At 71.2% G+C, this 26567-nt stretch carries 23 protein-coding genes and 1 pseudogene; 13 read left to right on the top strand and 11 right to left on the bottom strand.

Annotated elements, in window-relative coordinates; translation table 11 throughout:
* Nucleotides 1-122 precede the first annotated feature (122 nt).
* The 4 genes from ACIBUY_RS38570 (at nucleotide 123) to ACIBUY_RS38555 (ending at nucleotide 7284) form a co-directional block, all read left to right on the top strand.
* On the top strand, nucleotides 123-4850 hold the full coding sequence (locus ACIBUY_RS38570) for a DUF6531 domain-containing protein (RefSeq protein ID WP_399155144.1): 4728 nt from the start codon (nucleotides 123-125) through the stop codon (nucleotides 4848-4850).
* On the top strand, nucleotides 4840-5298 hold the full coding sequence (locus ACIBUY_RS38565; protein ID WP_399155143.1) for a hypothetical protein: 459 nt from the start codon (nucleotides 4840-4842) through the stop codon (nucleotides 5296-5298). The genes ACIBUY_RS38570 and ACIBUY_RS38565 overlap by 11 nt, the downstream gene beginning before the upstream one ends.
* A gap of 12 nt (nucleotides 5299-5310) precedes the next feature.
* On the top strand, nucleotides 5311-6321 hold the full coding sequence (locus ACIBUY_RS38560; protein ID WP_365576861.1) for a hypothetical protein: 1011 nt from the start codon (nucleotides 5311-5313) through the stop codon (nucleotides 6319-6321).
* Between the two features lie 156 nt (nucleotides 6322-6477).
* Nucleotides 6478-7284, top strand: coding sequence for an HAD family hydrolase (locus ACIBUY_RS38555; protein WP_365576863.1), 807 nt, complete (start codon nucleotides 6478-6480; stop codon nucleotides 7282-7284).
* A 39-nt stretch (nucleotides 7285-7323) separates the two neighbouring features.
* Here ACIBUY_RS38555 and ACIBUY_RS38550 read toward each other — a convergent pair whose 3' ends face one another.
* Complete coding sequence (locus tag ACIBUY_RS38550) at nucleotides 7324-9336, bottom strand: CocE/NonD family hydrolase (protein ID WP_399155142.1); 2013 nt, start codon at nucleotides 9334-9336, stop codon at nucleotides 7324-7326.
* Between the two features lie 10 nt (nucleotides 9337-9346).
* Nucleotides 9347-10852: a peptide MFS transporter gene (locus tag ACIBUY_RS38545; RefSeq protein WP_365576867.1), complete on the bottom strand. Its 1506-nt coding sequence runs from the start codon at nucleotides 10850-10852 to the stop codon at nucleotides 9347-9349.
* Nucleotides 10853-11086: 234 nt separating this feature from the next.
* Here ACIBUY_RS38545 and ACIBUY_RS38540 point away from each other — a divergent pair, with 234 nt between their 5' ends.
* The gene (locus ACIBUY_RS38540; RefSeq protein ID WP_365576869.1) at nucleotides 11087-12097 is read left to right on the top strand and encodes a polyprenyl synthetase family protein; all 1011 of its coding nucleotides are present in this window, start codon (nucleotides 11087-11089) and stop codon (nucleotides 12095-12097) included.
* A gap of 28 nt (nucleotides 12098-12125) precedes the next feature.
* On the opposite strand, the gene ACIBUY_RS38535 is transcribed toward ACIBUY_RS38540, so the two are convergent.
* Complete coding sequence (locus ACIBUY_RS38535; protein WP_399155141.1) at nucleotides 12126-12638, bottom strand: hypothetical protein; 513 nt, start codon at nucleotides 12636-12638, stop codon at nucleotides 12126-12128.
* Between the two features lie 310 nt (nucleotides 12639-12948).
* Here ACIBUY_RS38535 and ACIBUY_RS38530 point away from each other — a divergent pair, with 310 nt between their 5' ends.
* The 3 genes from ACIBUY_RS38530 to ACIBUY_RS38520 all read left to right on the top strand — a co-directional run bounded on the left by ACIBUY_RS38530 (nucleotide 12949) and on the right by ACIBUY_RS38520 (nucleotide 16122).
* Nucleotides 12949-14175 carry an outer membrane lipoprotein carrier protein LolA gene (locus tag ACIBUY_RS38530; RefSeq protein ID WP_399155140.1) on the top strand — a complete coding sequence of 409 codons (1227 nt, stop codon included), beginning with the start codon at nucleotides 12949-12951 and terminating at the stop codon, nucleotides 14173-14175.
* Between the two features lie 77 nt (nucleotides 14176-14252).
* Nucleotides 14253-15224, top strand: a complete 972-nt coding sequence (locus ACIBUY_RS38525) for an ABC transporter ATP-binding protein (RefSeq protein WP_365576875.1) — start codon at nucleotides 14253-14255, stop codon at nucleotides 15222-15224.
* On the top strand, nucleotides 15211-16122 hold the full coding sequence (locus tag ACIBUY_RS38520) for an ABC transporter permease (RefSeq protein WP_365576877.1): 912 nt from the start codon (nucleotides 15211-15213) through the stop codon (nucleotides 16120-16122). Before ACIBUY_RS38525 ends, ACIBUY_RS38520 begins: the two co-directional genes overlap by 14 nt.
* Before the next feature lie 25 nt (nucleotides 16123-16147).
* Here ACIBUY_RS38520 and ACIBUY_RS38515 read toward each other — a convergent pair whose 3' ends face one another.
* Both ACIBUY_RS38515 and ACIBUY_RS38510 read right to left on the bottom strand, forming a co-directional pair.
* Nucleotides 16148-16735: an NAD(P)H-dependent oxidoreductase gene (locus ACIBUY_RS38515; protein WP_365576879.1), complete on the bottom strand. Its 588-nt coding sequence runs from the start codon at nucleotides 16733-16735 to the stop codon at nucleotides 16148-16150.
* Nucleotides 16736-16838: 103 nt separating this feature from the next.
* Nucleotides 16839-17783 (bottom strand): M28 family metallopeptidase, encoded by a 945-nt coding sequence (locus ACIBUY_RS38510; RefSeq protein WP_399155139.1) that lies wholly within the window; start codon nucleotides 17781-17783, stop codon nucleotides 16839-16841.
* Nucleotides 17784-18042: 259 nt separating this feature from the next.
* Here ACIBUY_RS38510 and ACIBUY_RS38505 point away from each other — a divergent pair, with 259 nt between their 5' ends.
* Complete coding sequence (locus tag ACIBUY_RS38505; RefSeq protein ID WP_365576882.1) at nucleotides 18043-18921, top strand: oxidoreductase; 879 nt, start codon at nucleotides 18043-18045, stop codon at nucleotides 18919-18921.
* An 83-nt stretch (nucleotides 18922-19004) separates the two neighbouring features.
* Here the strand turns inward: ACIBUY_RS38505 and ACIBUY_RS38500 are convergent, their stop codons facing one another.
* Nucleotides 19005-19454, bottom strand: a complete 450-nt coding sequence (locus ACIBUY_RS38500; RefSeq protein ID WP_365576884.1) for a VOC family protein — start codon at nucleotides 19452-19454, stop codon at nucleotides 19005-19007.
* A 161-nt stretch (nucleotides 19455-19615) separates the two neighbouring features.
* Here ACIBUY_RS38500 and ACIBUY_RS38495 point away from each other — a divergent pair, with 161 nt between their 5' ends.
* Nucleotides 19616-20701 carry a hypothetical protein gene (locus ACIBUY_RS38495; RefSeq protein ID WP_365576886.1) on the top strand — a complete coding sequence of 362 codons (1086 nt, stop codon included), beginning with the start codon at nucleotides 19616-19618 and terminating at the stop codon, nucleotides 20699-20701.
* Here the strand turns inward: ACIBUY_RS38495 and ACIBUY_RS38490 are convergent.
* Entirely contained in the window at nucleotides 20635-21114 is a 480-nt protein-coding gene (locus ACIBUY_RS38490) for a helix-turn-helix domain-containing protein (RefSeq protein WP_365576888.1), read from the bottom strand. The two genes, ACIBUY_RS38495 and ACIBUY_RS38490, sit on opposite strands and share 67 nt — an antisense overlap.
* Nucleotides 21115-21213: 99 nt before the next feature.
* On the opposite strand from ACIBUY_RS38490, the gene ACIBUY_RS38485 reads away from it, so the two are divergent.
* The gene (locus tag ACIBUY_RS38485) at nucleotides 21214-22734 is read left to right on the top strand and encodes an MFS transporter (RefSeq protein ID WP_399155138.1); all 1521 of its coding nucleotides are present in this window, start codon (nucleotides 21214-21216) and stop codon (nucleotides 22732-22734) included.
* Here ACIBUY_RS38485 and rarD read toward each other — a convergent pair.
* Both rarD and ACIBUY_RS38475 read right to left on the bottom strand, forming a co-directional pair.
* Nucleotides 22713-23627, bottom strand: a complete 915-nt coding sequence (gene rarD / locus ACIBUY_RS38480; protein WP_399155193.1) for an EamA family transporter RarD — start codon at nucleotides 23625-23627, stop codon at nucleotides 22713-22715. The two genes, ACIBUY_RS38485 and rarD, sit on opposite strands and share 22 nt — an antisense overlap.
* 197 nt (nucleotides 23628-23824) lie before the next feature.
* Complete coding sequence (locus ACIBUY_RS38475) at nucleotides 23825-24682, bottom strand: SDR family oxidoreductase (protein WP_365576894.1); 858 nt, start codon at nucleotides 24680-24682, stop codon at nucleotides 23825-23827.
* Between the two features lie 91 nt (nucleotides 24683-24773).
* Here ACIBUY_RS38475 and ACIBUY_RS38470 point away from each other — a divergent pair, with 91 nt between their 5' ends.
* Nucleotides 24774-25175, top strand: coding sequence for a winged helix-turn-helix transcriptional regulator (locus tag ACIBUY_RS38470; RefSeq protein ID WP_399155137.1), 402 nt, complete (start codon nucleotides 24774-24776; stop codon nucleotides 25173-25175).
* Between the two features lie 222 nt (nucleotides 25176-25397).
* Nucleotides 25398-25904 (top strand): DUF6082 family protein, encoded by a 507-nt coding sequence (locus tag ACIBUY_RS38465; RefSeq protein ID WP_365576898.1) that lies wholly within the window; start codon nucleotides 25398-25400, stop codon nucleotides 25902-25904.
* Between the two features lie 11 nt (nucleotides 25905-25915).
* On the opposite strand, the gene ACIBUY_RS38460 is transcribed toward ACIBUY_RS38465, so the two are convergent.
* Together ACIBUY_RS38460 and ACIBUY_RS38455 are read right to left on the bottom strand one after the other, a co-directional pair.
* Nucleotides 25916-26152, bottom strand: a complete 237-nt coding sequence (locus tag ACIBUY_RS38460) for a hypothetical protein (protein ID WP_365576900.1) — start codon at nucleotides 26150-26152, stop codon at nucleotides 25916-25918.
* A gap of 219 nt (nucleotides 26153-26371) precedes the next feature.
* A pseudogene (locus ACIBUY_RS38455) lies at nucleotides 26372-26567 on the bottom strand (2-oxoacid:ferredoxin oxidoreductase subunit beta); the annotation flags it as partial.

Genomic DNA, 26567 nt, shown 5'->3' with positions numbered 1-26567 from the left:
GTCCGGGACAGGCAGGACAACACCGGACAGAACCGGGACGGGGGGCGCAGGAACTTTTCCTCGTATGCATGCGTCAGTGACACTGGAGGTGCAGCCGAGACTTCGGGGGAGGATCGGGAGACATGGGCTACACGATTCCGGGCTGGCTCGACGACGTCCTGGATTTCATCGGGATCAACTTCCCGAACGTGGACGAGGACGATTACCGCGAAATGGCGGACGCCATGCGGGAGTTCGCGGACAAGTTCGAGGGGCACGGTGGGGACGCGCACAAGGCGTTCTCCCGGATCCTGTCCTCCTCGGAGGGCTGGGCGGTCGACTCCATGGAGCAGCACTGGAACCAGATCAAGGCCAGTCACCTGGAGAAACTCCCCGAGCTTGCTCGGTTGTTCGCCGACGCGTGCGACATCCTCGCCGACATCATCTTCGGCATGAAGACCAAGGCCGAGATCGAACTCGGGGCGATGGCCGCCTCGGTGGGCATCTCGGCCGGGCTCGCGGTCGTCACCGGAGGGCTCTCCGCGCTGATCGGTGCGGGCGAGGTCGCGGCCATGCGGCAGGTGGTCAAGCGGATCATCGACGAGGCCGTGGACCGGATCGTCGACGAGGTCCTGGCGAAGATCACCCAGCCGATCAACGCGAAGCTGGAGTCGATGGTCGAGGACATGGTCCTCGACCTCGCCGAGGGCGCCTTCCACATGCCGCCCGCGGACGGCAGCGGTGGCGGCGGCAAGCACGGCGGCGGGATGCACATCGCCTCGGCCGGAGCCGGCGCGATGCAGATCGCCTCGGCCGGCGGCGGTGCCCAGAAGCGCACCCACATCGACCACTTCGAGTTCGAGGACGGTGCGGGGAAGGTCTCCAAGCACGGCGGTGAACTGCACCTGGCCGCATCCTCCTCGCTCGGCAAGGCGCGCGGCGCGTTCGGCCGGAGCAAGGGCCGTGATCCGTTCACGCAGGCCTTCGACAGCGTGCTGCACGGCGCGCTCAAGGGCTCGGAGAAGGCCCTCGGCAAGGTCGCCAAGCACCTCACCGACACCGTCCCTGAGCGGGTCAAGGGCGCCTCGCGGCTGCACAAGGGCAAGGACCACGACGTACGCGAGAAGGTCGAGGCCATCCTCGACGGCAAGAAGCACGGCGACGGCAAGGGCGACGGGCACAGGAAGGGCGACTCGGGCTCACCCCTCAAGATCGACGAGGCCCGGAAGAACGATCCGGATCTGGTGGACCGTGCCAAGGACGCCCGTGCGCTGTCCGACAAGGAGACCTGCGGCGACCCGATCGACATGGCATCGGGGCAGCTGGTCATGGCGCAGACCGACGTCGACCTGCCCGGCGTCCTGCCGTTGATCCTGCGCCGCACCCACCTGTCCGGCTACGGGTACGGGCGCTTCTTCGGCCCTTCCTGGGCGTCGACCCTGGACGAACGCCTGGCGGACGACCGGGAGTCGGGCGGCATCCGCTGGTACCGGGAGGACGGCTCTGTGCTGCTCTACCCGCGCCGCCCCGACCTGCCCGGCGACCACGTCCTGCCTGTCATGGGCCATCCGCTGCCGCTGACCTGCATCACCCGGGGCACCACGTACGTCCTCGCCGTACGGGACCCGCACACCGGCCTGACGCGATTCTTCGAGTCCGCCACGGAGGACGGGGACGCCACGGACGCCACGGACGCCACGGACGCCATGGACGCCATGGACGCCATGGACGACACGGACACCTGGTGGCTGACGGCGGTCGAGGACCGCAACGGCAACACCGTAGGCATCGACCGGGACGAGGCAGGAACCCCACAGGCCATCACCCACACCGGGGGATACGTCCTGGAGGCGGGCAGCGAGCCGGTCCGCGGCCGGCCCCGCGTCACCGCCCTGCACGCCCTGACCGGCGACGGACCCGTCCGCCTCCGCGCCTTCGCGTACGACGACGCGACCGCCGCCCTGACCGAGGTGCGCAACGCGGTCGACGCCCCGCTGCACCTGACGTACGACGACGCGCACCGCATCACCGGCTGGCGCGACTCGAACGACACCACCTTCGCGTACGAGTACGACGCGCAGGGGCGGGTGAGCGCCACCCGGGGCACGGACGGATTCCTCAACTCGACCGTCACCTACGGAGATCCGGACCAGGCGGGCGCCACCACAGCGACCTACACCGACTCCCTCGGGAACACCACGGTCTACCGCGCCAACCGGCACGGCCAGATCGTCGCGGTCACCGACCCGCTGGGCGCGATGACCACCCAGCGCTGGGACAGCCGCGATCACCTGCTGTCCCGTACCGATCCGCTGGGCAACACCACGCGCTGGGAGTGGGACGACGCGGGTGACCTCGTGTCCATCACCACGCCCGACGGCAACAGCAGCCGCATCGCGTACAACGCGCTGCACCTGCCGACCGAGTGGACGGGCCCCGACGGCCGGCGCAGCGTCCAGACCTTCGACGAGCGCGGCAACCTGACCGTTCTCGTCGCCCCCGACGGCGGCGGCTTCCGCTGGACCCACGACAGCACGGGCGCCGTGACCACCGTCACCGACGCCCTGGGGCACACGACGGCCGCCGAGCACGACGGCGCGGGGCTCGTGCTGCGGCTCACCGATCCGCTGGGAGCGGTCAGCACCTGCCGACGCGACGGCTTCGGGCGGGTGGTGGAGATCGCCGATCCGCTCGGCGCCGTCACGAGGATGGAGTGGACGGCGGAGGGCAGGCCCGCCCGGCTCACGGCAGCCGACGGCTCCGTGGAGTCCTGGACCTGGGACGGCGAGGGCAACTGCACGAGCCACACGGACGCCACCGGCTCGGTCACCCGCTTCGAGTACACCCACTTCGATCTGCTCGCGGCACGGACAGGACCGGACGGAGCCCGCTACGAGTTCGAGCACGACACCGAGTTGCGCCTCGGCAAGGTCACCGGACCGCAGGGCCTCACCTGGGCGTACACGTACGACGAGGCGGGCCGCTTGATCGCGGAGACGGACTTCGACGAGCGGCAGGTGCGCTACGGGCACGACGCGGCAGGCCGGCTGACCTCACGCCGTGACTCCGCGGGGGGCGTGCTCCGGTTCGAGCGAGACGCCCAGGGCCGCGTGGTCCGCAAGGACGCGGACGGCACGATCACCGCGTTCGTCTACTCGCGGGCCGGGGACCTGGTGGGCGCGACGGGCCCCGACGCCGAACTCGCCCTCGAACGGGACGCGGTGGGCAGGCTCGTCGCCGAGACCGTCAACGGCCGGGCCACCCGCTACACGTACGACAGGGCGGGCCGACGGGTGTCCCGCACCACACCGGCCGGTGCCCGCACCGAGTGGAGTTACGACGCCGCGGGCAACCCCGCCGGTCTCGTCGCCGCAGGGCGGAGCCTCACCTTCGCCCACGACGCGGCAGGGCGCGAGGTGACCCGGAGCGTCGGCGACCTCACCCTGACCCGGCGCTACGACCCGCTGGGCCGGGCGGTCCGCCAGGAACTGACGGGCCCCGACGACAGCACCCTGCTCGGCCGCGGTTACACCTACCGCCCCGACGGCTCGCTCGCCGGGGTGGACGACCTGCGGTCGGGCCGCCGCCGGTTCGACCTCGACCCGGTGGGCCGGATCACCGCCGTCCACGCCACGCGCTGGAGCGAGACCTACGCCTACGACGCCGCGGGCAACCAACTGCGGGCCCAGTGGCCGGAGAACATGCCGGGCCGCGATGCCGTCGGGGAGCGCACCTACGAAGGAACCCGGGTGCGCAGCGCGGGCCGGGTCCGCTACGAGTACGACGCGGCAGGCCGTACGACGGTGCGCACCCGCAGCCGTCTGTCGCGGCGGCCCGAGGTGTGGCGCTACACCTGGGACGCGGAGAGCCGCCTCACCCGCGTCGTGACACCCGACGGTGTCGCCTGGCGCTACCGCTACGACCCGCTGGGCCGCCGTATCGCCAAGGAGCGCCTGGCCGCTGACGGGCAGGACGTCGTGGAGCGGACCGACTTCGTCTGGGACGGCACGACGCTCGCCGAGCAGACCACCTCCGTGCCGGAGGCCGGGCCGCCGGCTCTCACGCTCACCTGGGAGCACCGGGGCCTGCACCCCGTCTGCCAGATCGAGAGCAAGCACGTGTCCAGGGACGGGGCCGAGACCGACGCACGCTTTTTCGCGATCGTCACCGACCTGGTGGGAACCCCTACCGAACTCGTCGACGAGCACGGCACCGTCGCGTGGCGGACCCGGGCGACCGTCTGGGGCGACACCGCGTGGAACAAGGGCGCCGAGGCCTACACCCCGCTGCGGTTCCCCGGACAGTACGCGGACCACGAGACCCGGCTGCACTACAACTACTTCCGGCATTACGACCCGGAGACCGCCCGCTACACCGGCCCCGACCCCTTGGGCCTCGGACCGGCAGCCAACCCGGTCGCCTACGTCCACCACCCGCTGACCTGGTCGGACCCCCTCGGCCTCGCCGCGGACCACAACCCGGAGTTCGACACGCGACGGGAGGCGTTCAACGCCGCGCGCGACATGGCGGGGATCCCCAACTCCAGTCAGCCGACGCACCAGTGGACCATCGGCGGGGACCCGACGCAGGCGGGCCGCGCCAACTACGTCTACCGGCCGTACGATCCGAACGCGGACCCCGACCGCGACCCGCGGGCCGGCTGGGGGCGCTACTACCAGTACGACACCCCCGACGGAACCCGCGTCATCGCCGAGCACACCGACGATCCGCGGGCGCCCTACCCGCACTTCCACGCGGGGAAGCCGCCGGAGGGATCACCCCGGGACATCAACATGCAAGGCAAGACGTACAAGCAGATCCAGCCGAAGCACCACTTCTACTACACAGGAGGGCGCTGCAATGGAAAGTAGATTGCAGCAACGCCTGCGAGAGCGCCGGGAGAAGGCGGCCCTGGAGTCGGCCCGCGCGCACCTCGGTGACCTGCTGACCGGCCGGACGCTCGGCCCCGCCGAGGTGCCGACCTGGACGGGCGAGGCCATCAGCACCACCTGGGACATCTTCACCGAACCAGCCGAGACGCTCCCCGACGACGCGTCGCCCGCGGAGCTGAGCGCCTGGCTGGAAGGGCTGTTGGAGCAGCAGGGCCTGACCGGGACGGCCGCGGGCCGGGTGTACGTGGCCACGCACCTGAGCGACCCGCCGTGGCTGGAGTGTCTTGTCGGCGCCGCCGGTTGGACGGAGCGGGTGCGCGGCGCGGTGGAGGACCCCTGGATGTTCCTGGCGACGACGCTGGACAAGGCCGTCGTGATCGCGGAGGCCGAGTACTGCTACGAGGCACACGTCCTCGCGGAAGGGTGACGTCCCGGGGCCATGACCTACGCGCACATCGCCGCCGAGCTGCTCGCCGAGGAGGAACTGCCGGGCCACGGAGACCGGTCCTCCTGGTACGACGCCTTCCTGGTCCGGGACCGCTCCTGCTGGCTGGTCGCCGAGGACGCGGCCGGGACCGTGGCGGCCCGGGTGGCCGCCGACCCCTCCCGGATCCTCGCCGAGCGGCGCCGCGGTCCTTCCGCCCCGGCCGGTGAAACGCGGGGATTCGTCTCGCCGTTGAAGGACGGCGGGCTCGCGGTCGTCGGCGAGGGACGGGTCACCGTGTACGACGACGCGGCCCGGGCCCGGTGGAGCCACGCGTTCGAGCCGTGGTCCGACCGCGGCAACGCGTCGGCGTCCTGCGTGGACGACGCCTCGGGCCGCCGCCTGCTCGTCACGACGCCGGGACCCGACGCGGGCGACGGGGCGTACGCCGGTGACCTGTGCGTCGCTCTGGACCTGGCGGACGGCCGCCGTGTCGCGCACGCGGTGCTGCCGTCGGCGACCGCGGGCTACGCCTTCCAGCAGTCCCTCACCGACCCCGCGCAGCTGCTGCTCAACGCGCTGCAGGGCGACACGTTCTACGGCCTCGAGGTCTCCCTGCGCGACGACGTCCTGCACGTGGCGGAGTTCGGCCTGGAGAACGACCCGTTCGCCGGGGTGAGCCTGAACGGCGCCGTCATCAAGGCGGACGTGGGCGGCGGCTGGCTCAGCCGCTGGGAGGAAGGGCGGGACGACGTCGTCGTGGAGGCCGAGGACGTCCTGCCCGACGACCTGTGCTTCGCGGGCCACCACGCCGGGTTCCTGGACAAGGACCGCGTGCTGAGCGCCGTCGCCGCGGAACCGGAGTCGACGGACACCCGCCATCTGGTCCTGGACGGCCACACCCTGCTGCCGCTCGCCGAACTCACCTATCCGGGCACGTCCTGCGCGGACCCGCTCGCGCTCGGGGACGGGACGTGGCTCACCGTGGAGGGGGACGTGATCAGGCGGTGGCGGTCCGCCGGGTGATGCCGTCCTCGGAATGTCACCCGTGCAGGCGGTGATGCCCCGCGCCCGAAGGCCGTACGGGGCCCCGTACGGCCCGGTGCGGGGGCGGCCGCCGCGCTCTGCACACGGCCGGTACTCGACGGGCTCCCGGGGCAGTTGGTCCGTATTCTTCGGATCATGGCCGCACCCGCATATGCCCTCATCGCCACTGACCTGGACGGAACGCTGCTGCGCGGCGACGACACCGTCTCGGACCGCACCCGCGCCGCGCTGGCGACAGCCGCCGCGGCCGGCGCCCGGCACATCGTGGTGACGGGCCGCCCCGCGCCCCGGGTGAAGCCGCTCCTCGACGACCTGGGCGGGGAGGGGCTCGCGGTGTGCGCACAGGGCGCGCAGTTGTACGACGCGGCGGCCGACCGCCTGCTGTGGTCCCTGACCCTGGACCGGGACATGGCCGAGCAGGCACTCGGGAAGATCGAGGCCGAGGTCGGGCAGGTGTACGCGGCCGTGGACCAGGACGGGGTGGAGGGCCTCACGCTCATCGAGCCGGGGTACCTCATGCCGCATCCGACGCTGCCCGCGGTCCGCGTCCCCGGCCGGTCCGCCCTGTGGGCCGAGCCCATCAGCAAGGTGCTGCTGCGCCATCCGGCCCTGACGGACGACGAGTTGGCGACGGTGGCACGAGCGGCGGTGGGCCCCCTGGCCACCGTCACGATGTCCGGCCCCGGCACGGTCGAGCTCCAGCCGCGCGGCGTCACCAAGGCGACGGGCCTCGAACTGGCCGCGGAGCGTCTCGGCGCGGGCCCCGCAGGCACGGTTGCCTTCGGCGACATGCCGAACGATGTGCCGATGTTCCTGTGGGCGGCTCACGGGGTGGCCATGGCGAACGCGCACCCGGAGTTGAAGGCGGTCTCGGACGAGGTGTGTGCGTCCAACGAGGACGACGGGGTGGCCGTGGTCCTGGAGCGGATGTTCGGGGGGTAGAGGGCGGCTTCTCGTCTGTGGGGTGCGGTCTCGTCGCCGTCACCCCGCCGTCCGCGGAATCCGCTCCTCCCACGTCCGGTGGAACACCACCTCACCCCCGTCCCGGCACACCACCTCGCTCGACGTGACGAACTCCGTTGCCGTGCAGGAGATTTCGGACCGCGTCTCGATGCGCGCGTCCCAGGCGAGCTCCGGCCGGTGCAGCCGGATCGACCAGTCCGACCGGGTGCGGGCCGAGAGCGGGTCGGACTCGTTGATGACGTACGTCTCCAGGGCGTCCTCGGTGAACTCGAGGCCGTCCGGGTAGACGCGGGTGCCGCCGTAGCGGGGGTCGACCTCCAGCTTCCACTCGCCCTTCGCGACGTCCCGTACGAGCAGCCGCTCGGGCCGCTGCTCGTCCAGGGGGGCCGGGTGGACGACGCCCAGCGGCTCGGACTGTTCCGGGTCGCCGAAGGTGATGGGCGCGCCCAAGTCGCCGTCGCGCACCGGGAGTTCGAGGACGCTGCCCACCGGGTCGAGCGTGAAGCCCGCTTCCGAACCGGGCTGCGGCCAGATCCACGGCCAGTACGTCGACGACACCGCGAGCCGGATGCGGTGCCCGGCGGGGAAGGTGTGGCCGATGCCGTTCAGCTCGAAGGTGACGTCCTCGGTGGTGCCGGGCAGCCAGGGCACGTTCGCGGCCCGGCCGTGGCGGGAGGAGAGGTTGAGGACGCCGCGGGTGACGAGCGTGGAGGAGCCGTCCGGCGCGATGTCGCACAGGCGGGCCACCACCTGGCCCCGGGGGGCCGCCGACGTCAGCCGCAGGGTCACCCTGGCCCGTCCCAACACCCTGACGTCCGACGGCACTTCGAACTCGAAGCAGGCCGACTTCGCGTCCTCGTCCCGCTGGTCCGGCGGCAGGTCCCCGTCGTTGCCGAACGGGAAGAAGCGGCCCGCGTCCAGGCCCGTCTGCTGCGGGGAGCGGACCTGGACCGGGGAGCCCTGGAGCGCGTACGAGACGGGGGAGACGTGCGGGGACGGCCAGGACGGGTCGCCGACCCAGGTGCCGGGCAGTTCGTCGTAGACCGTGGCGGGCGGGTGCGAATCGCTGATGTACGAGCGGAGTTTGGGCTCCGCCATGACGCCCGTGTCCTCGCCCTTGAGCCAGTGGTCCCACCAGCGCAGCGTCTCCTGGAGGAAGCCGATCGGCGGGCCCGGCGGCAGGCAGCGGTCGGGGTACTGGTGCGACCACGGGCCGATGATCCCGCGCACCCGGTCGTCGGGGAGGTGCTCGACGAGGCGGAGCACCGTGTCGCGGTACGGGTCGTGCCAGCCGCCCACCGCGAGGACGCCCGCGGTGATCGCCGAGTAGTCCTCGCAGACGCTGCCGTGCCGCCAGTAGTCGTCGCGCGTCTGGTGTTTCAGCCAGGTGTGGATGAAGGGATCCACGGCCTCAAGTCGTTCGACCCACATGTCCTTCCAGCGCTCGCCGACGAACTGCGGGTCCGGCGGGCGCGACACGAACGCGAGCATCGTCGCCGCCCACGCGTGCATGTCGACGGCGAGCACGGAACCACCCATGTAGTGCACGTCGTTGTCATAGCGGTCGTCCGTGGAGCAGACCGTGACGATCGCCTTGAGCGGCTCGGGCGCGAGGGCCGCGATCTGCAGGGAGTTGAAGCCGCCCCAGGAGATGCCGAACATGCCGACCCTGCCGGACGACCAGGGCTGCGCGGCCAGCCAGTTCACCACCTCCACGCCGTCCGCGAGCTCCTGCGCGTCGTACTCGTCGCCGGGCATGCCCTCGGAGTTGCCGTGCCCGCGCACGTCGACGCGTACGGAGGCGTAGCCGTGGCCCGCGTACCAGGGATGACGCTGCCAGTCGCGCGGCGCTGTCCAGTCGCTCAAGCGGTACGGCAGATATTCGAGGAGCACCGGGACCGGTTCGTCGGTCACCGGGCGCCAGACGCGCGCGAAGAGCGTCGTTCCGTCGGAGAGGGGTACGCGGATGTCCTCGCGGGTCGTCCCGTACGGGAACTCGGTTCGGATCTTCGGCGTTTTCGGAGTGCTCATGGGAGGTACCTCAGCGGACGGGGTGCATGGTGCGCCGCAGCCACGGCGCCAGGGCGATCACGGCGACACCGACGGCGATGGCGATGGCGCCGTTGACACCGAAGTAGGCGGGGTTGGAGACCTCGCCGTAGAGCTTCACGGTCTGGGCCTGGATGCCGTTGGCGAGGGCGAGCGAGAGGAACCAGAGCGACATGGTCTGGCTCGCGAAGGCCTTCGGCGCGAGCTTGGTCGTCGCCGACATGCCCGAGGTCTCCAGGAGGATGTCACCGAGGCCGAGCAGCAGGTACGAGCCGACGATCCACCAGGCCGCCATCTTGTACGTGTCACCGCTGTGCCCGGACGTCGGGATCACCATCAGCAGGAACGACAGACCGCCCAGGATCACGCCGATGGCGATCTTGTTGGAGGCGTGCGGCTGGCGCGGGCCCATCCGCGCCCACAGGCCCGCGACCACGGGCGCCAGGGCGACCTCGAAGGCGCCGAGCGCGGACGCGTACCAGCTGGCGGGGAAGTGGAAGCCGAGGATGGTCGTCTCGGCGTTCGTCGAGGCGAGCAGCATCATCGTCGAGTACGCCTGGAACAGGATGAAGTTGAAGGCGACCGACGCGACGAACAGCACGAGATAGGGCTTGAGCCGGCCCCGCTCCTCGGCCGTCACCCGCGGGCTCCTGAACATCACCGCGAAGTACACGACCGGTGCGATCACCGAGATGACCGTGAGGCAGTCGACGAAGCGGTCCATCGTCAGCCAGCCGGCCAGCGCGAGGACCACGGCGAGGGCCGCGACCACGAGCGCGCCGATGACGATCATCCGCACCGCCCGGCGCATCCCCTCGGGCGGCAGCGCGTACTCGGCGGCGTGCTTGCGTCCGGCCAGGTGACGCCGTCCGGCCACGTACTGGATCAGGCCGAAGGTCATGCCGATCGCGGCCGCGGAGAAGCCCCAGTGCCAGCCCTTGTGGTCGCCGAGCCAGCCGGTGATCAGCGGTCCGGCGAAGGCGCCGATGTTGATGCCCATGTAGTACAGCGCGAAGCCGGCGTCGCGGCGCTCGTCGTCGGTGCGGTAGAGCTTGCCGACCATGGAGGCCACGTTCGGCTTGAGCAGGCCGGTGCCCGCACTGATCAGGCCGAGGCCGACCCAGGTCATCGTCGGCGTGGGCACGGCCATCGAGTAGTGGCCGCAGGCGATGAGGATGCCGCCCCACAGGACCGCGCGGTACGAGCCGAGGATCCGGTCGGCGAGCCAGCCGCCGGCGACGGAGACCAGGTAGACGAGCGTTCCGTACGCCGCCGAGACCGATGCGGCGGTGCCGGGGTCCATGCCCATGCCGCCGCCCGCGACGGAGTCGGCGAAGTACAGGACGAGAATGGCCTGCATGCCGAGGAACGAGAAGCGTTCCCAGACCTCCAGGCCGGACAGGGTCAGCAGGCCGCGGGGCTGCCCGAAGAAGGCCGTGTCGTCCTCCGGCGGCGGCTGCTCGGCCGCGGGGTCGGTGTCGGTCGCGGTGCGGGACAAAGTGCGTACTCCCGGTCGTATCGGCTGATCAAGAACATACCGGGGGTGTCAGAGGGCCGCCCGATCTGGCCTGTGCGGGCAGGCGCCCCCTGTGATCGAAACGCGACCGGATACGCTGACTCGGGTGATGGCAGCGACACATCGACAAACCGTGTCATCGACCGAATGATCGACCAGATCGACCGCGTTTAGCCATGTGATCGTCGTGATCGTCAGCAGACAGGAGACCCACTCGTGACCGTCGTCGGGACTTTCGGTCTTAGCGTGCGGGACCAGGCTCTGGAAGCCGATGTCCAGGCCGGTTTGGTGGCTGTCGAGGAGGGACTGCTCGAAGCGACCAAGAGCGAGGTCCCCTTCATCACCGAGGCCGCCCAGCATCTGGTGCGGGCCGGCGGCAAGCGCTTCAGGCCGCTCCTCGTGACGCTGGCCGCCCAGTTCGGCGACCCGTACGCGCCGGGCATCGTGCCCTCCGCCGTCGTCGTCGAGCTCACGCACCTCGCGACGCTCTACCACGACGACGTCATGGACGAGGCGGACGTGCGCCGCGGCGTGGACAGCGCCAACACCCGCTGGGGCAACTCGGTGGCGGTGCTGACCGGCGACTTCCTCTTCGCCCGCGCCTCGCACATCCTCGCCGACCTCGGCCCGGACGCGGTGCGCATCCAGGCGGAGGCGTTCGAGCGCCTGGTCACCGGCCAGATCCTGGAGACCGCGGGCCCGGCCGACGGCCGCGACCCGGTCGACCACTACCTGGACGTGCTCAGCGGCAAGACCGGCTCCCTGATCGCCGTCGCGTGCCGCTTCGGCGCGATGATGTCCGGCGCGGACGAGACGGTCGTCGACGTCCTGACCCAGTACGGGGAGCGGCTCGGCGTCGCCTTCCAGCTCGCCGACGACGTCCTCGACATCGCCTCCGACTCGCACGAGTCAGGCAAGACGCCGGGCACCGACCTGCGCGAGGGCATTCCCACGCTGCCGGTCCTGCGGCTGCGCGAGCGCGCGGCCCTGCTCGGCCTGCCCGAGGACAAGGCCCTGGTCGAGCTCCTGGACTCCGACCTCACGGACGACGCCCGGCTCGCCGAGGCCGTCTCGCGGCTGCGCGTCCACCCGGCCCTCGAGCAGGCCCGCCGCGACACCGTCCGGTACGCGCAGGACGCCCGCTCGGCCCTCGCCCCGCTCCCGGAGTGCGAGGCGAAGGCGGCGCTGGTGGAGCTGTGCGACGCGGTGGTGCACCGGGCGGGCTGAGAGCCTGTCTTTGAACCCCCGCGGGCTCTCAGTACCCGGAGCCGCCCGCGCCGCCCGAGGCCTTGCCGCCGGCGGGCGTCACCGCGAACCACGTCCCGCCGACGCCCTGGCCGTACGCCTCCCGGGGCTGATCGTCCTTGGCGTACCGGTACAGGGGCCAGCCGTCCAGCGTGAGCTGCTTCGTGCCGTCCGTCCGCTGGACGGTCGACACCAGTTTCCGGTCGACCCCGTTCACGGTGATGCCCCCGGAGGGGGCCGTCGCCGCGGGCCAGAGCTTGGCGCAGCCCCCGTAACAGGTCACTTTCGTCGGCTTCGCCGAGTCCGCGTCGAACCGGTACAGGACGTAGCCCTCCCGGTCGGTGACCACGGTGCCGGTGACCTTCTCCGCCTTGGCGGCGACGAGCGTGGCACCCCCGCTCGCCCTGTCCGGCGTGCTCTCCTTGCCGCCCCCGGAGCTGTTGTCGCTGCACCCGGCGAGCGTGAGCGCGACGACGGCGAGGCCTGCGGTGGTGAATCCGGTGAGATACCTGATGGCGAGCATGACGACCCCCTAGTCCGTGCCTGCTGCTGCCACCCTCAGGTACGGACGCGGGGTCGCCTTTCCCGCCTTCCACAGGGAATGTGACGCAGCTCACATCGGGGCCACCCCTTACGGGTCGGGGGAGGCGGCGCACCTCCATGTCATCCCGTGGGCGTACGCGGAGTTGATCCCGGGGGCTGACGCTTCCCCGTGGCCGGTTTGGTCAGATTGAGAACACCACTCCCGACCAATTCGGGTGAGAATGGCGGCTTGGGGTGGACGAGTGCACAGGACGGTAAGCCGCCGCCGATCACGGAGGTAGGGCACAGACATGGCACCGAACGAAACCGAAGAGGGCACCGGCCGCCGGAAAGCCGCGCGGTACGCGGTCCCGGTGGCCGTGGTGGGGGTGGCGGCGGCGACGATCGGACTCGTCCCGGCGCTCGCGGACTCCGGCGACCCGAATCTCCCCAAGGTCACCGCACAGGAACTCATCGAGAAGATCGCCAAGTCGGACACCGAGCAGCTGTCCGGCACCGTGAAGATCCACACGGATCTCGGTCTGCCGTCGTTCGGCGGCGCGCTCACCGGCGGCGCCGGCGGCATCGGCGGCGGGCAGGGAGGTGACCGGGACGGCGGCTCGGCGGCGGACCCGAAGGCGAAGCTCACCGAGCTGGCCACCGGCACGCACACGCTGCGCGTCGCCGCGGACGGCCCGGACCGGCAGAAGCTGTCGATCCTGGAGGACGCGTCCGAGTACAGCGTGATCCACAACGGCGCGGACCTGTGGGCCTACGACAGCAAGTCGAACCAGGCGTACCACGCGAAGGACACCGGGGCGGCGGACCGGGACGCGAAGCGGAAGCCGTCCGAAGTCCCGGCCACGCCCAAGGAGTTGACGGACGAGATCCTCAAGGCGTCCGGCGACACGACGTCGTTCAGCGTCGACGGGACGGCGCAGGTCGCGGGCCGTGACGCGTACCGGCTGCAGATCAAGCCGAAGCAGTCCGGGTCGACGGTCGGCGCGATCACCGTGTCCGTGGACGCCAAGACCGGTACGCCGCTGAAGTTCACGCTGACCCCGGCGAGCGGCGGCGCGGCCGTCGTCGACGCGGGCTTCACCACGGTCGACTTCGGCAAGCCGGCCGCCTCCACCTTCGACTTCAAGCCGTCGAAGGGCACCAAGGTCACCGAGGCCGACGAGCTGGCGGCGCAGGACCCGCAGGACCACGGCGCCGGCCGCGGGGCCGAGGACTTCAAGGGCGCGGGCGACCTGGAGGGGTTGACCGTGCTCGGCAAGGGCTGGACCTCCATCGCCGAGCTGAAGCTGCCCGGCGACTCGGGTGCGGCGGGCCTGGCGTCCGGCGAGCACAGCGGCGACATGCCGGCCGACGCGCAGAAGTTCCTGGACTCCCTGGGCGACAAGGTGACCGGGAAGTTCGGCAGCGGCACGGTGTATTCGACCCGCCTGGTGAACGTACTGATCACCGAGGACGGGAAGGTGTACGCCGGTGCGGTCACCAAGGACGCCTTGGTGAAGGCGGCCGACGCGGGCTGACGACAGGGCAGTGGGGACGGTAACGGTGAGGGGGCGGTGCGCACCGCCCCCTCACCGCCTGGCGTGGAAGGAGGGGCATGGCGTCGACCGTGTCGCCGGTGTCGCCGGTGTCGTCGGTGATCGAGACCCGGGAGCTCACCAAGCGGTACCGGGGCGGGCAGCTCGCGGTGGACCGGTTGAGCCTCACCGTCCCCGAGGGGGCGGTCTTCGGCTTCCTCGGGCCGAACGGATCGGGCAAGACCACCACCATCCGGATGCTGATGGGCCTGATCGAGCCGACGTCGGGCGATGCCCGGGTGCTCGGCCGCCCGATGCCCCGCGCGACCCGCCAGGTGCTGCCGCACGTGGGCGCGCTCATCGAGGGCCCGGCGCTGTACGGCTTCCTCAACGGCCGGGACAACCTGCTGCGTTACGACTCGGCGGACCCGACGGCCGATCCGCGGACCCGCCGGGCGCGCGTCGCGCACGCCCTGGACCGGGTGGGTCTGACGGCCGCGGCGGCCAAGAAGGCGAAGGCGTACTCGCTCGGCATGAAGCAGCGCCTCGGCCTGGCCGCGGCCCTGCTCCAGCCGCGCCGCCTGCTGGTCCTGGACGAGCCGACGAACGGCCTCGACCCCCAGGGCATGCGGGAAATCCGGGCGTTGGTAAGGGAGTTGGCCTCCGACGGCACCACGGTCTTCCTCTCCTCCCACCTCCTCGACGAGATCGAGCAGGTCTGCACGCACGCCGCCGTGATGGCGCAGGGCCGCCTCCTCGCGCAGGGCCCGGTGGCCGAGCTCGCGGCGGGCGCGCGCGGCAGGCTCACGGTCACCACGCCCGACCCGGCGGACGCGGCGCGCGTACTGAAGGAGCACGGCCTGACGCTCCTCGACACGACGGACGACGACCGCGTGTGCGCCGAACCCCCGCCTCCCGAGACGGACTTGGCGGAGCTGAACGCGGCGCTGGTCACCGCGGGCGTCCGCGTCCGCGGCTTCGGTGTGGAACGCGCGTCCCTGGAGGACGCGTTCGTCGCCCTGACGGGAGAGGGATTCGATGTCGCAGGCTGAAGCGGTGACGCCGCAGGCCCTCAAGGCGGACGGCGCGGACCGGGTGAACCCCCTGTGGTCGCTTGGCCTGCTGCGCAGCGAGCTGTCCACGACGTTCCGCCGCTGGCGCACCCTCGCCCTGCTCGCGGTCCTCGCGGGCGTCCCGATCCTGATCGGCATCGCGGTCAAGATCGAGACGAGCGACGGCTCGTCGATCGGCGCGGGAGGACCCGACGGGAGCGGCGGCGGCCCGGCGTTCATCGCGCAGATCACGAACAACGGCCTGTTCCTCGTGTTCACGGCCCTCGCCGCGACGCTCCCCTTCTTCCTGCCGATGTCGGTGGGCGTGATCGCGGGAGACGCGGTGGCGGGCGAGGCGAACGCGGGAACCCTGCGCTACCTCCTCGTCGCTCCCGCCGGACGCACCCGCCTCCTCCTCACCAAGTACGCGACCACGATGGCGTTCTGCGTCGTGGCGACCCTGGTGGTGGCGGTCTCGGCCCTGATCACCGGGGCGATCCTGTTCCCCCTCGGCGACGTGATCACCATCTCCGGTACGCGGATCAGCTTCGCCGACGGCCTGTGGCGGGCGCTCCTCATCGCCCTCACCGTGGCGGCGTCCCTGATCGGCATCGCCGCGCTCGGCCTGTTCGTCTCCACGCTCACCGGCAGCGGCATCGCGGCGATGGCCACCACGGTCGGCCTGCTGATCACGATCCAGATCCTGGACCAGATCCCCCAACTGCACGCGATCCAGCCGTACTTCTTCTCGCACCACTGGCTGTCCTTCGCCGACCTGATGCGCGACCCGGTCTACTGGGACGACCTGGTCAAGAACCTCGAACTGCAGGCGCTGTACGCGGCCGTGTTCGGCTCGGCGGCCTGGGCGCGCTTCACGGCGAAGGACATCACGGCGTAACCACTACTGCTCCTGCTCTCTCCAACTACCGGTCTTCGTAAGGGAACGTGGCCGGCGGTGCGTCCTGCGCGAAGAACGTCTTGGCGTTCTTCAGCGCCTCCTCGTCCTTGAGCACGTCACCGGGCTTGCTGCCGTTGCCGAGCAGGACGCCGCCGAAGCGCATGCCCATGTACGCGGCCGAGTTGTTGAGGGTGCCCACCAGCGGGTCGGCGACCTCGAACTCCTCGTGCGCGAGCGCGGTGACGCCCCACAGGGTGCGCCCGGCGAGGGTCTGCTTGAACTCGACGCCGGGGGTGCGCAGCCAGCCCGACCAGTAGTCGAGGTAGCGCTTGGTGGAGGAGGACACCGAGTACCAGTACAGGGGCGACGCGATCACGATGTCGGTGGCCTCCAGGGTGGCGTCGAGCAGCAGCGCGACGTCGTCCCCCTGCGGCCGCACGTGATCGCTGTCGTGCCGCAGGTCCTCGAAGTCGGGAAGCGGGTGCTCCGCCAGGTCGATCCACCGCTGGGTCACGCCCGCGGGCAGCTGCTCGGCGGCCTTGCGGGCCAGGATCTCGGTGTTGCCACCGGGTCGGCTGCTGCCGAGCAGGAACAGGAAGTGGCGGTCGGACATGGCTCCCCCATGGGTGCAGGCGGCGACTACTTGCGCTTGCAGTATATGCGTATGCAAGTAAATCGGATAGGGGGAACCGTGCCCGGCCGTGTCCAGCCGCGTCCTACTGTGCGGCCAACTCCCACAGGGCATAGGCAATTGCGTCGCTGTTGTGGTCGAGCGCGGCGTCGTTGATGTTCGACGCGGTGTCGCACGACGCGTGGTAGCAGGCGTCGAAGCGCTTGCCCGCGGTGCCGCCCCACTTCTGCGCCTGCGCGGCCGTCTTCGTGTAGTCGGCGCCGCTGAACAGCCCCCCGACCGGAATCCCCGCGTTCTTGAACGGGGCGTGGTCCGAGCGGCCGTCACCCTCGGTCTCGATCTCCGTGGGGATGTTCAGGCCGGTGAAGTAGTCCTGGAAGACCTTCTCCAGGGCGGGATCGTCGTCGTACACGAAGTAGCCGGGGTTCGGCGAGCCGATCATGTCGAAGTTCAGGTACCCGGAGATCCTCGAACGGTCGCCCGTGGCAAGGGAGTTGACGTAGTTGCGGGAGCCGACCATGCCGAGCTCCTCGGCGCCCCACCAGCCGAACCGCAGGTGCTTGGCCGGCTTGAGCTGGGCGCGGGAGACGGCGAGCGCGGTCTCCAGGACCGCGGCGGAACCCGAGCCGTTGTCGTTGATGCCGGGGCCCGCGGTGACGCTGTCGAGGTGGGCGCCGGCCATGACGACCTGGTTGGTGTCGCCGCCGGGCCAGTCGGCGATCAGGTTGTAGCCGGTGCGGCCGCCGGACGTGAACTGCTTGACGGAGGTGGTGAATCCGGCCGCGTCCAGCTTGGCCTTCACGTAGTCGAGCGAGGCCTTGTAGCCGGGCCGGCCGTGGGCGCGGTTGCCGCCGTTGGCCGTGGCGATGGACTGGAACTGGGCGAGATGGGCCTTGACGGAGGCCACCGGGATGTCGGGCGCGGCGGCGGTGGGTGCCGCACCGGCACTGGTGGTGCCGGAGGCGACGAGTCCGGTGGCGGCGAGCAGGGCGGCGGCGGCCAGCCGTCCGCGTATGGGGCGCAGGGGCATGTGGGGGGCTCCTGATTCCTTTGGGGGTACGGGAATTGAGGTGGCCCGATGGTCCTGGCCTGTCGGTGCACCGTCAAGAGCGCAATCCGGTCAGGGCTGTTCGCATGGCGGACACCGGCCGGTCGGGGTGGGCCGCGGTATCCATAACCAACGGCTATGACGGAAGGCCTTGGACGCGGAACGGCGCACGGCGCAAGGATGAAGTACGCCAAGGGGGAAGCCCCGAACGGCAGTTGACAATGATGGGGGACAAGCAGAGATGACCGGGAACAACACGACCGGGAACAGCACGACCGGGAACAACACCAAGGTCTGGCTGATCACGGGCGCGAGCAGCGGCTTCGGCCGGGCCATCGCCCAGGCCGCGGTGGCGGCCGGTGACACGGTGATCGGCACGGCCCGCCGCACCGAGGGCCTCGCCGATCTGGTGGCCGCACACCCCGGCCAGGTGGAGGCGATCGCCCTGGACGTCACCGACGGCGAGCGGATCGACGCGGTGGCCGCCGAGGTCCTGGAGCGCCACGGCCGGGTCGACGTCCTGGTGAACAACGCGGGCCGCACCCAGGTCGGCGCCTTCGAGGAGACCACCGACGCCGAACTGCGCGACCTCTTCGACCTGCACGTCTTCGGCCCGGCCCGGCTTACCCGGGCGCTGCTGCCGCACATGCGGGAGCGGGGCAGCGGCGCGGTCGTGAACATGAGCAGCGTCGGCGGCCAGCTCTCCTTCGGCGGGTTCTCCGCGTACAGCGCGACGAAGGCCGCCCTGGAGCAGCTCTCCGAGGGGCTCGCCGCCGAGGTCGCGCCGTACGGGATCAAGGTCCTCGTCGTGGAGCCCGGGGCCTTCCGCACCAACCTCTTCGGCAAGGGCGCCGCCTACTTCTCCGAGCCCCTGCCCGCGTACGACGAGACGGCCGGCGCCACCCGCCGGATGGTGCAGGGCTCCGACGGTACCCAGCCCGGCGACCCCGCCAAGGCCGCGGCCGCGATCCGGCTCGCCCTGGACGCGGAGCGCACGCCGCTGCGCCTTCCGCTCGGCGGTGACGCGGTGGACGCCATCGTCGGGCATCTGGACGCGCAGCGGGCGGATCTCGCAGAGTGGGAGAAGGTCTCGCGGGGGACGGACGCCGGCCCGCGCTGAGGGAACGCGGACGGCCTGCTCGCCGAGCAGGCCCGAAGTGCACAGGCGCACCGCCACCGCCCTTCGTACTGCGCCGCGCGACGCTACTGCACGTCGAACTCGTTCCCCTCCGGGTCGGCCATCGCCACCCACTCGCCGCCCTGCTCCTTGAAGGTGTTCAGCACCTTCGCGCCGAGGCCGACCAGCCGGTCGGTCTCGGCCGCGCGGCGTTCGGGGCCCACGTGGACGTCGATGTGCAGCCGGTTCTTGCCGGCCTTCGCCTCCGGCACCCGCTGGAACAGGATCCGCCGTCCCAGCCCCGTGCCGGACCGCTCGTCCACCGGATCACCGGGATGCCGTACGGCGATGAGGTCCCGGAAGGCCCGGCGCCCCTGGAACTCCACGGTCTCCGCCTCGCTCAGCACCCCGGCCCCGAGCAGGCCCCCGATGAGCGCGGCGTTGTCCTCGACCTCGTATCCGAGCGCGGCGGCCCAGAACGCGGCCTGTGCATGCGGATCGGCGGCATCGACGACGAGCTTCCAGTCAAAGGTCATGCCCCCGTTATAGACCGGCGAGGCGTGAACCGGCGTCACCTAAGGGGGAGTTGAGGGCGGCGTCGGGGATGTCCCGGATCCGTGCCCCCGCCCCGCACCCGCACCCTGGACGAGCGGCACAGGACAACGAGCACCACGGGCGACGACGAGGGGAGCAGGACATGACGGCGGTCCACGGCGGTCCGGTGCGCGGCGTGGGCGCCGCCGCCTGCCTGACCACGTTCGCCCTGGCGGGCATCGGCACGGTCCTCACGACGCGCTTCTTCCTGGCCAGCGCCGGATACCCGAAGCTGGGCGGCGGCGGCCACCTGCACATCGCGCACATGCTGTGGGGCGGCCTCCTGATGGCCGCCGCGGTGCTGCTCGCGGTCGTGTTCCTGGGCCGCGCGGCCCGGCTCGGCGCCGCCGTCACCGGGGGCGTCGGATTCGGCCTGTTCATCGACGAGATCGGCAAGCAGATCACGGACGAGCCCGGCTACTTCTACCGCCCGGCCGCGGGCCTCATCTACGCCAGCTTCGTCCTGCTCGTGCTGCTGGCCCGGCTTGTGCACCACCGGTCCCGGCGTGCCCCGCTCACCGCCCGCGAGCGCACCGCGAACGCCGCCGACCTCGCCCTGACCGGCGTCACCTCGGGTCTCACCGCCGAGCAGCGCCAGGACGCGCTGCGCCTGGTCGGCGACTCGTCCGACGAGGTCGACCGGGCGCTCGCCGGGCTCCTGGCGGCCCTGCCGGAGCGCGCCCCGGGACCCGCGAGCCGCCTGCGCCGCACCCTGACCCGTACGGAACGGACCCTGCGCGGCATCGCCCGCAGCCGCCCCGCCGTCACCGTCGCCGTCCTGTGGGTGGTGATCGAGGCGGTCGTGCTCGTGCTGTGGGTCGGCATCAGCTTCCTGAGCGGTGGCCTCGACGGCGACCCGCAGCAGGGTGCGAGCGCCGGCATCCTGGCCAGCGCCGCGCTCGGCGGGACGTTCGGGGTGCTCGGTCTGGTCCGGCTGCTGCGCCCGGCCGAAGGGGGCGACCCGGCGCGCCCGTACCGGCTGCTGCGCTACGCGCTGCTCACCGACATCCTGTGCGGCCAGATCTTCAAGTTCACGGTGAACCAGTTCGCTGCGGTCACCGAACTCGCCCTGGACCTCGCCCTGTTGTGGATCGTGACGACGGCCGTCGACCGCAGGACCCGTCAGGTCCGCCCGCCGCTCACGGCGTCCTCGGTCGCGGCGCCCTCGGCGGCGGCCCGCGCGTCATAGGCCGTCCGCGCGGCCGCGACCTCGCCCTGGTGGCGCTCGGTCCAGGTCACCAGGGACTGGATCGTCTCGTGCAACGTGCCGCCGAGCGCGGTCAGTTCGTAGTCGACGCGCGGCGGCACCACCGGATGCACGGTCCGCTTCACCAGCCCGTCACGCTCCAACTGCCGCAGCGTGACGGTCAGCATGCGCTGGCTGATCCCGTCGATCTCGCGCCGCAGTTCGCTGAACCGCAGGCACCTGGTGTCGAGCAGTGCGATCACCAGCAGCGACCACTTGTCGGCGACCCGGTCGAGTATCTGCCGCACCTGACAGTCCTCGCGGGTGTCCCACTGGAAGGGATCGGCGTCGCCGTAGTCCTGGTCGGAGGCGGTATGCGCGCAGTAACCGAGTGACTCAGAAGTGCCTTCTTCCATGCCTGCCGATGCTGCCGCAGGATGCCAGTGGTTACAAGAGGGAACCGACCCTCATTCGCGTAACCACCCATTCCTGTACGCGACTTGAGGAGTCCGGCGATGACCTCGACGGCTGCGAAGGGCGGGTTGAACGGAGCCCGCGCCCGGGCCCTGCTGCTCGTCCTGTCCGGCACGATCTTCCTGGAGGGCATCGACGTCGCGATGCTCGCGGTGGCCGTGCCCTCGATCAGATCCGACCTGGGACTCGGCACGGGCGCGGCGGCCTGGGTGATGAGCGCCTACGTCCTCGGCTATGCGGGCTTCACCCTGCTCGGCGGCCGCGCCGCCGACCTCCTCGGCCGCCGCCGCATGTTCCTGACCTGGCTGACGGTCTTCGTCCTCTTCTCCGGCCTCGGCGGTCTCGCCACCGACGCCTTGATACTGATCGTGGCGCGGTTCATGACGGGCGTCGCGGCCGCGTTCATGACCCCGGCCGCACTCTCCCTCATCACGACGTCCTACGAGGAAGGACCCCGCCGCAACCAGGCGCTCCTGGTCTTCGCGGGCACCGCCGCGGGCGGCTTCTCGCTGGGCCTCGTCATCGGCGGGCTGCTCACCGAACTCGGCTGGCGCTGGGTCTTCTTCGCGCCCGTGCTCCTCGCGTCCGGCCTCCTGGCGGCGGCGCTGCGGGTGATCCCGCCGCAGCCCGCCCCCGGGCGCACGGGCACCGGCTTCGACGCGCTCGGCGCGCTCACGGCGGCGGGCGCGATGCTGCTGCTGGCCTTCGGCGTCGTACGCCTCGAACACGGCCTGCACGACTGGCAGTTGACGGCCGGGGCGGTCCTCGCCGGTCTGCTCCTGCTGCTCGCCTTCGTGCGGGTCGAGCGGCGCAGCAGGGCGCCCCTGGTCCGGCTCGGCTTCCTGCGCAACAGGGCGACGGTCCGCGCCGACCTGGGCGCGATGCTCTTCGTCGGCGCCTTCTTCGGCTTCCAGTTCATCCTGACCCTGTACCTGCAGGAGCTGCGCGGCTGGTCCTCACTGCGGACGGCGATCGCCCTGGTGGTGATGGGCTGCGACGCGGTCCTCGCCCCGACGCTCACTCCGCGCCTGGTGAACCGCTTCGGCAACGTCCCCGTCGCCTTCACCGGCTTCCTGCTGGCGATCCTCGCCTACGGCCTGTTCCTGCCGGTCGGCATGGACTGGGCGTACGCGGCCATGTTCCCGACGCTGGTCCTCGCGGGCACGGCGTTCGCCCTGGCCTACGGCCCGCTGACGATAGCGGCGACGGACGGCGTCGCGGAACACGAACAGGGCCTGGCAAGCGGCCTCCTGCACACATCCACCCAGTTCGGCTCGGCCCTCGGCATCTCGGCGGTGACAGCGGTGTACGGCCTGTCACTCAACGGCACGACCCCGACAGACATCCTGACGGCCTACCGCACAGCACTGACGGTCCCGGTGGCCATGGTCATCTTGGGAGCAACCACTATGGCGCTGGGAGTGCGCAGCACCTTCCAGGGGCGCGGGGCTGTGTCGATCAGCGGCTCCGCCGCGGAGCGCGACCAGCCACGTACAACCGGCACCCGGCCACGAGACATCAACAAGGCAGACGAGAAGCCTCAAACAACCGGCTCCCGCTGAACAACCTCCGGCTCCCCCACACCCCGCCCGGCAGCAACCTGAACCCGGTCCAACGCAGCCCGCCCGGCCCGAGCGGAGCGCAACGCATCGAAGGTCAACACCACCAACGCCACCCACACAAGACCGAACCCGGCCCACCGCTCCGCCGGCATGTCCTCATGGAAGTACACGATCCCGAGCACGAACTGGAACACCGGCGCGAGGTACTGCAGCAGCCCGAGCGTCGTCAGCGGCACCCGGATCGCGGCCGCCCCGAAGCACACCAGCGGGATGGCCGTGACCAGGCCGGTGGACACGAGCAGCAGCGCGTTCCCGGAGCCCGCGCTGCCGAACACCAGGTCGCCCTGCGCGCCGAGCCACACCAGATAGCCGAGCGCGGGCAGGAACTGGACGGCGGTCTCGGCGGCCAGCGACTCGAGCCCGCCCAGATTGACCTTCTTCTTCACGAGCCCGTACGTGCCGAACGAGAAGGCGAGGACCAGCGAGATCCACGGCGGCTGCCCGTACCCGATGGCGAGCACGAGCACGGCGAGGACGCCGACCCCGACGGCCGCCCACTGCGCGGGCCGCAGCCGCTCCTTGAGCAGCAGCACGCCGAGCGCGATGGAGACGAGCGGGTTGATGAAGTAGCCGAGGGAGGCCTCCACCACGTGCCCGGCGTTCACGGACCAGATGTAGACGCCCCAGTTGACGGTGATGACGGTCGCGGCGAGGGCGACGAGCCCGAGCCGCTTCGGCTGCCGCAGCAACTCCCGGGCCCAGTCCCACTTCCGTACGAAGAAGACCATCGCGATGCCGACGAACACCAGGGACCAGACCATCCGGTGGGCGAGGATCTCCACCGACCCGGCGGGCTTGAGCAGCGGCCAGAACAGGGGCACGAGCCCCCACATGCCATAGGCCGCGAATCCGTTGAGGAGTCCGACGCGCCCGTCCTGCTGCTGCCTCTGTTCCCTGTCGGCCACGGCCGTCCTCCTCATGACATGCGGCAGCCCCGCGGCGGCCACCCAAGAAGGTAGCGCCGCGGGACAGTGCGTGTCATGCCCGTATCGCCATACGGTCCTGACGCCGTGGCCTGCCGTATCGGCGACTACTTCAGCGCGTCGGCGATGGCGTCGGCGACCGGCGTCGTCGGCCGCCCGATGAGCCGCGCGAGGTCACCGTTGCGGCGGGCGAGCAGCCCCTGACCGATGGCGGTGTCGACCCCGACGAGGATGTCGGCGAAGGGGGCGGGCAGCCCGGCGCCGAGCAGTACGTCCCGGTTCTGCTCGGGCGTCACGGAGCGGTAGACGACGTCCTTGCCGGACTGCTTCGCGACCTCGGCGGCGTACTCGGCCAGCGACCAGGCGACGTCGCCGCTCAGCTCGTACGCCGTGTTCTCGTGCCCCTCGCCGGTCAGTACGGCGACGGCGGCCGCGGCGTAGTCGGCGCGCGCGGCGGAGGCGACCCGGCCCTCGCCCGCGTTGGCCAGGACGGCGCCGTGCTCCAGGACCGGGGCCAGGTTCGCGGTGTAGTTCTCGTGGTACCAGCCGTTGCGCAGGAACGTGTACGGCAGGCCGGAGTCGAGGATCGCCTGCTCCGTCGCCTTGTGCTCGTCGGCGAGCGCGAAGTCGGCCTCGGGGCCGCCGAGCACACCGGTGTACGCGAGCAGCGCCACGCCCGCGTCCTTCGCGGCGTCGATGACGGCCTGGTGCTGGGGGACGCGCTGCCCGACCTCGCTGCCGGAGATCAGCAGCACCTTGTCGCCGGCGCGGAAGGCGCCCGCGAGCGTCTCGGGCGCGCTGTAGTCGGCGACCCGCAGTTCGACGCCGCGCTCGGCGAAGTCCGCGGCCTTCTCCTTGCTGCGTACGACGGCGGCGATCTGCCCGGCGGGCACGCCCGCGGCGAGCAGCCCTTCGACGACGAGACGGCCGAGCTGGCCGGTGGCACCGGTGACGACGAGGCTCATGTCTGGAATCTCCCTCAGTGGTTGGTTCTGTCCTCACCGTACGACCTGCGCTGTGGATTCGAAAGTACCCACTTTGAAGTAAGGTACTGGTATGGTAGTAAGTAAGGTGAGGCAGTGGACCACGGCCATGGAGGGCGGGGGCATGTGCCCGCAGCGCCTGGTCCTCGAGCACGTCACGAGCCGCTGGGGCGTCCTCGTTCTGCTCGCGCTCGACGAGCGCTCGTTCCGGTTCGGCGAACTGCGCCGGGAGATCGGCGGCGTCAGCGAGAAGATGCTGACGCAGACCCTGCAGACCCTGGAGCGCGACGGCCTGGTGCACCGGGACGCCAAACCGGTGATCCCGCCGCGCGTCGACTACTCGCTGACCGGGCTGGGCCGGGAGGCCTCGGCGCTGGTGCGCTCGCTCGCGGAGTGGACCGAGCGGCGCCTGGGCGAGGTCGAGCAGGCGCGGACGGGGTACGACGAGATCCGGGCGGCCGCGTCGTCCGGCTGACGTAACTACCGCCCGCGGCAAGGGCTTTGAAGGGCTCAGGGCCGTTCGGCCCGGCATGCGTACGGCACGTAAGGGGCACACACCCGATAGGGGGCCGGTCTACACCAAACCCGCCATCCACCCGTGCGCCCCCTGTCCGCCTCCCGCGCCATCCGTTCCTGCTGGGCACCCTGGAGGCCGTACGTTCCGCCCGTAGCGCCGACCGGGGGGTCTTCATCCACCATGTCCACACTGATAACGCCGCTGCGGGGGATCGGCGCCCGGGTGAGGTCCGGGCTCGGCCGCGGCCGACGCCGGGAGGAGCTCCTCTCGCTGCTCGTCGAGGAGATCCGCCGCGCCAACGTGCTGCGTCAACACGCCCTGTTCATCGACCAGTTGGACCGCGCGATCGACGATCCCGACTACGCGGCCGCGCTGAGCACCCTGCCGGGGCTCACGGTCCAGGACCGCCGCAGAATGCTCATCGCGAACCGCGAGTACGCCGTCCTGCTGCTCGCCCACCGGGTGGGCACGTTCGAGTGGGACGAGCTCATCGGGCACCTGCGGGTGCTGTGCAAGAACGAGATCTTCAAGGACTACTGGCAGCGGACCGTGGAGCACCGCCGCAGCCTGCCCGACGGCTCACTGGACGCCAAGGCGTGCCAGGCGATGGACGGCATGCTCGAGGAACTGGCCACGGACCCGGAGGAGTGGTGGGTCGTGGGCGGAACGGGCGAGCTGGGGGAGTAGCCCGGGCGGGTTCAGACGTCCGGCAGGTCGCGCTTGGCCCTGATCAGGGTCTCGCGCGTGATCACGACGATGCGCTGACGCTCGCTCCGGGACGTGCCGGCGGGGAGCGCGGAGTCGAGGGCCGCGGTCGACTCGGTGCCGATCACCGCGAAGTTGCCGTCGCTCAGGAGGAAGATGTCGGGGCAGGTCTCTCCGGTGGCACAACCGCGCAAAAGCGGCGAATCCCCCATGCGACGGACGATCTTCACTTCGGGGAACTCCTCGGTCGGCATGCGGCGATGGGCGCGCGGTCCCGGCGCCGAACGGAATCCGATCACTTGGCCACGCCCCCCTGAACGAGCCACGTCGGATTCGTTCACGATGTTCCCTCTAACGGCCACGGGCCCCTGACGGTTGCGCTCGCACGGTCGTACGGGCGCAACCGGGCAGGTCGGCCGAGGTCCGGGGTCCGGTGGACCGGGGCCGGGTCAGCCGACGACGGTCCAGGTGTCGCCGCCGGCGAGGAGTGCGGCGAGGTCGCCCTTGCCGTTCTGCTCGATGGCGGTGTCGAGTTGGTCGGCCATCAACGTGTCGTAGATGGGCCGCTCGACGCTGCGCAGGACCCCGATGGGGGTGTGGTGCAGGGTGTCGGGGTCGGCGAGGCGCGACAGCGCGAAGGCCGTC

Origin of the sequence: Streptomyces sp. NPDC050085 (assembly GCF_044460595.1) — a bacterium.
GTDB lineage: Bacteria > Actinomycetota > Actinomycetes > Streptomycetales > Streptomycetaceae > Streptomyces.
The sequence above is the reverse complement of the archived record's forward strand: the minus strand, read 5'-3'. Positions and strand labels throughout refer to the sequence as shown.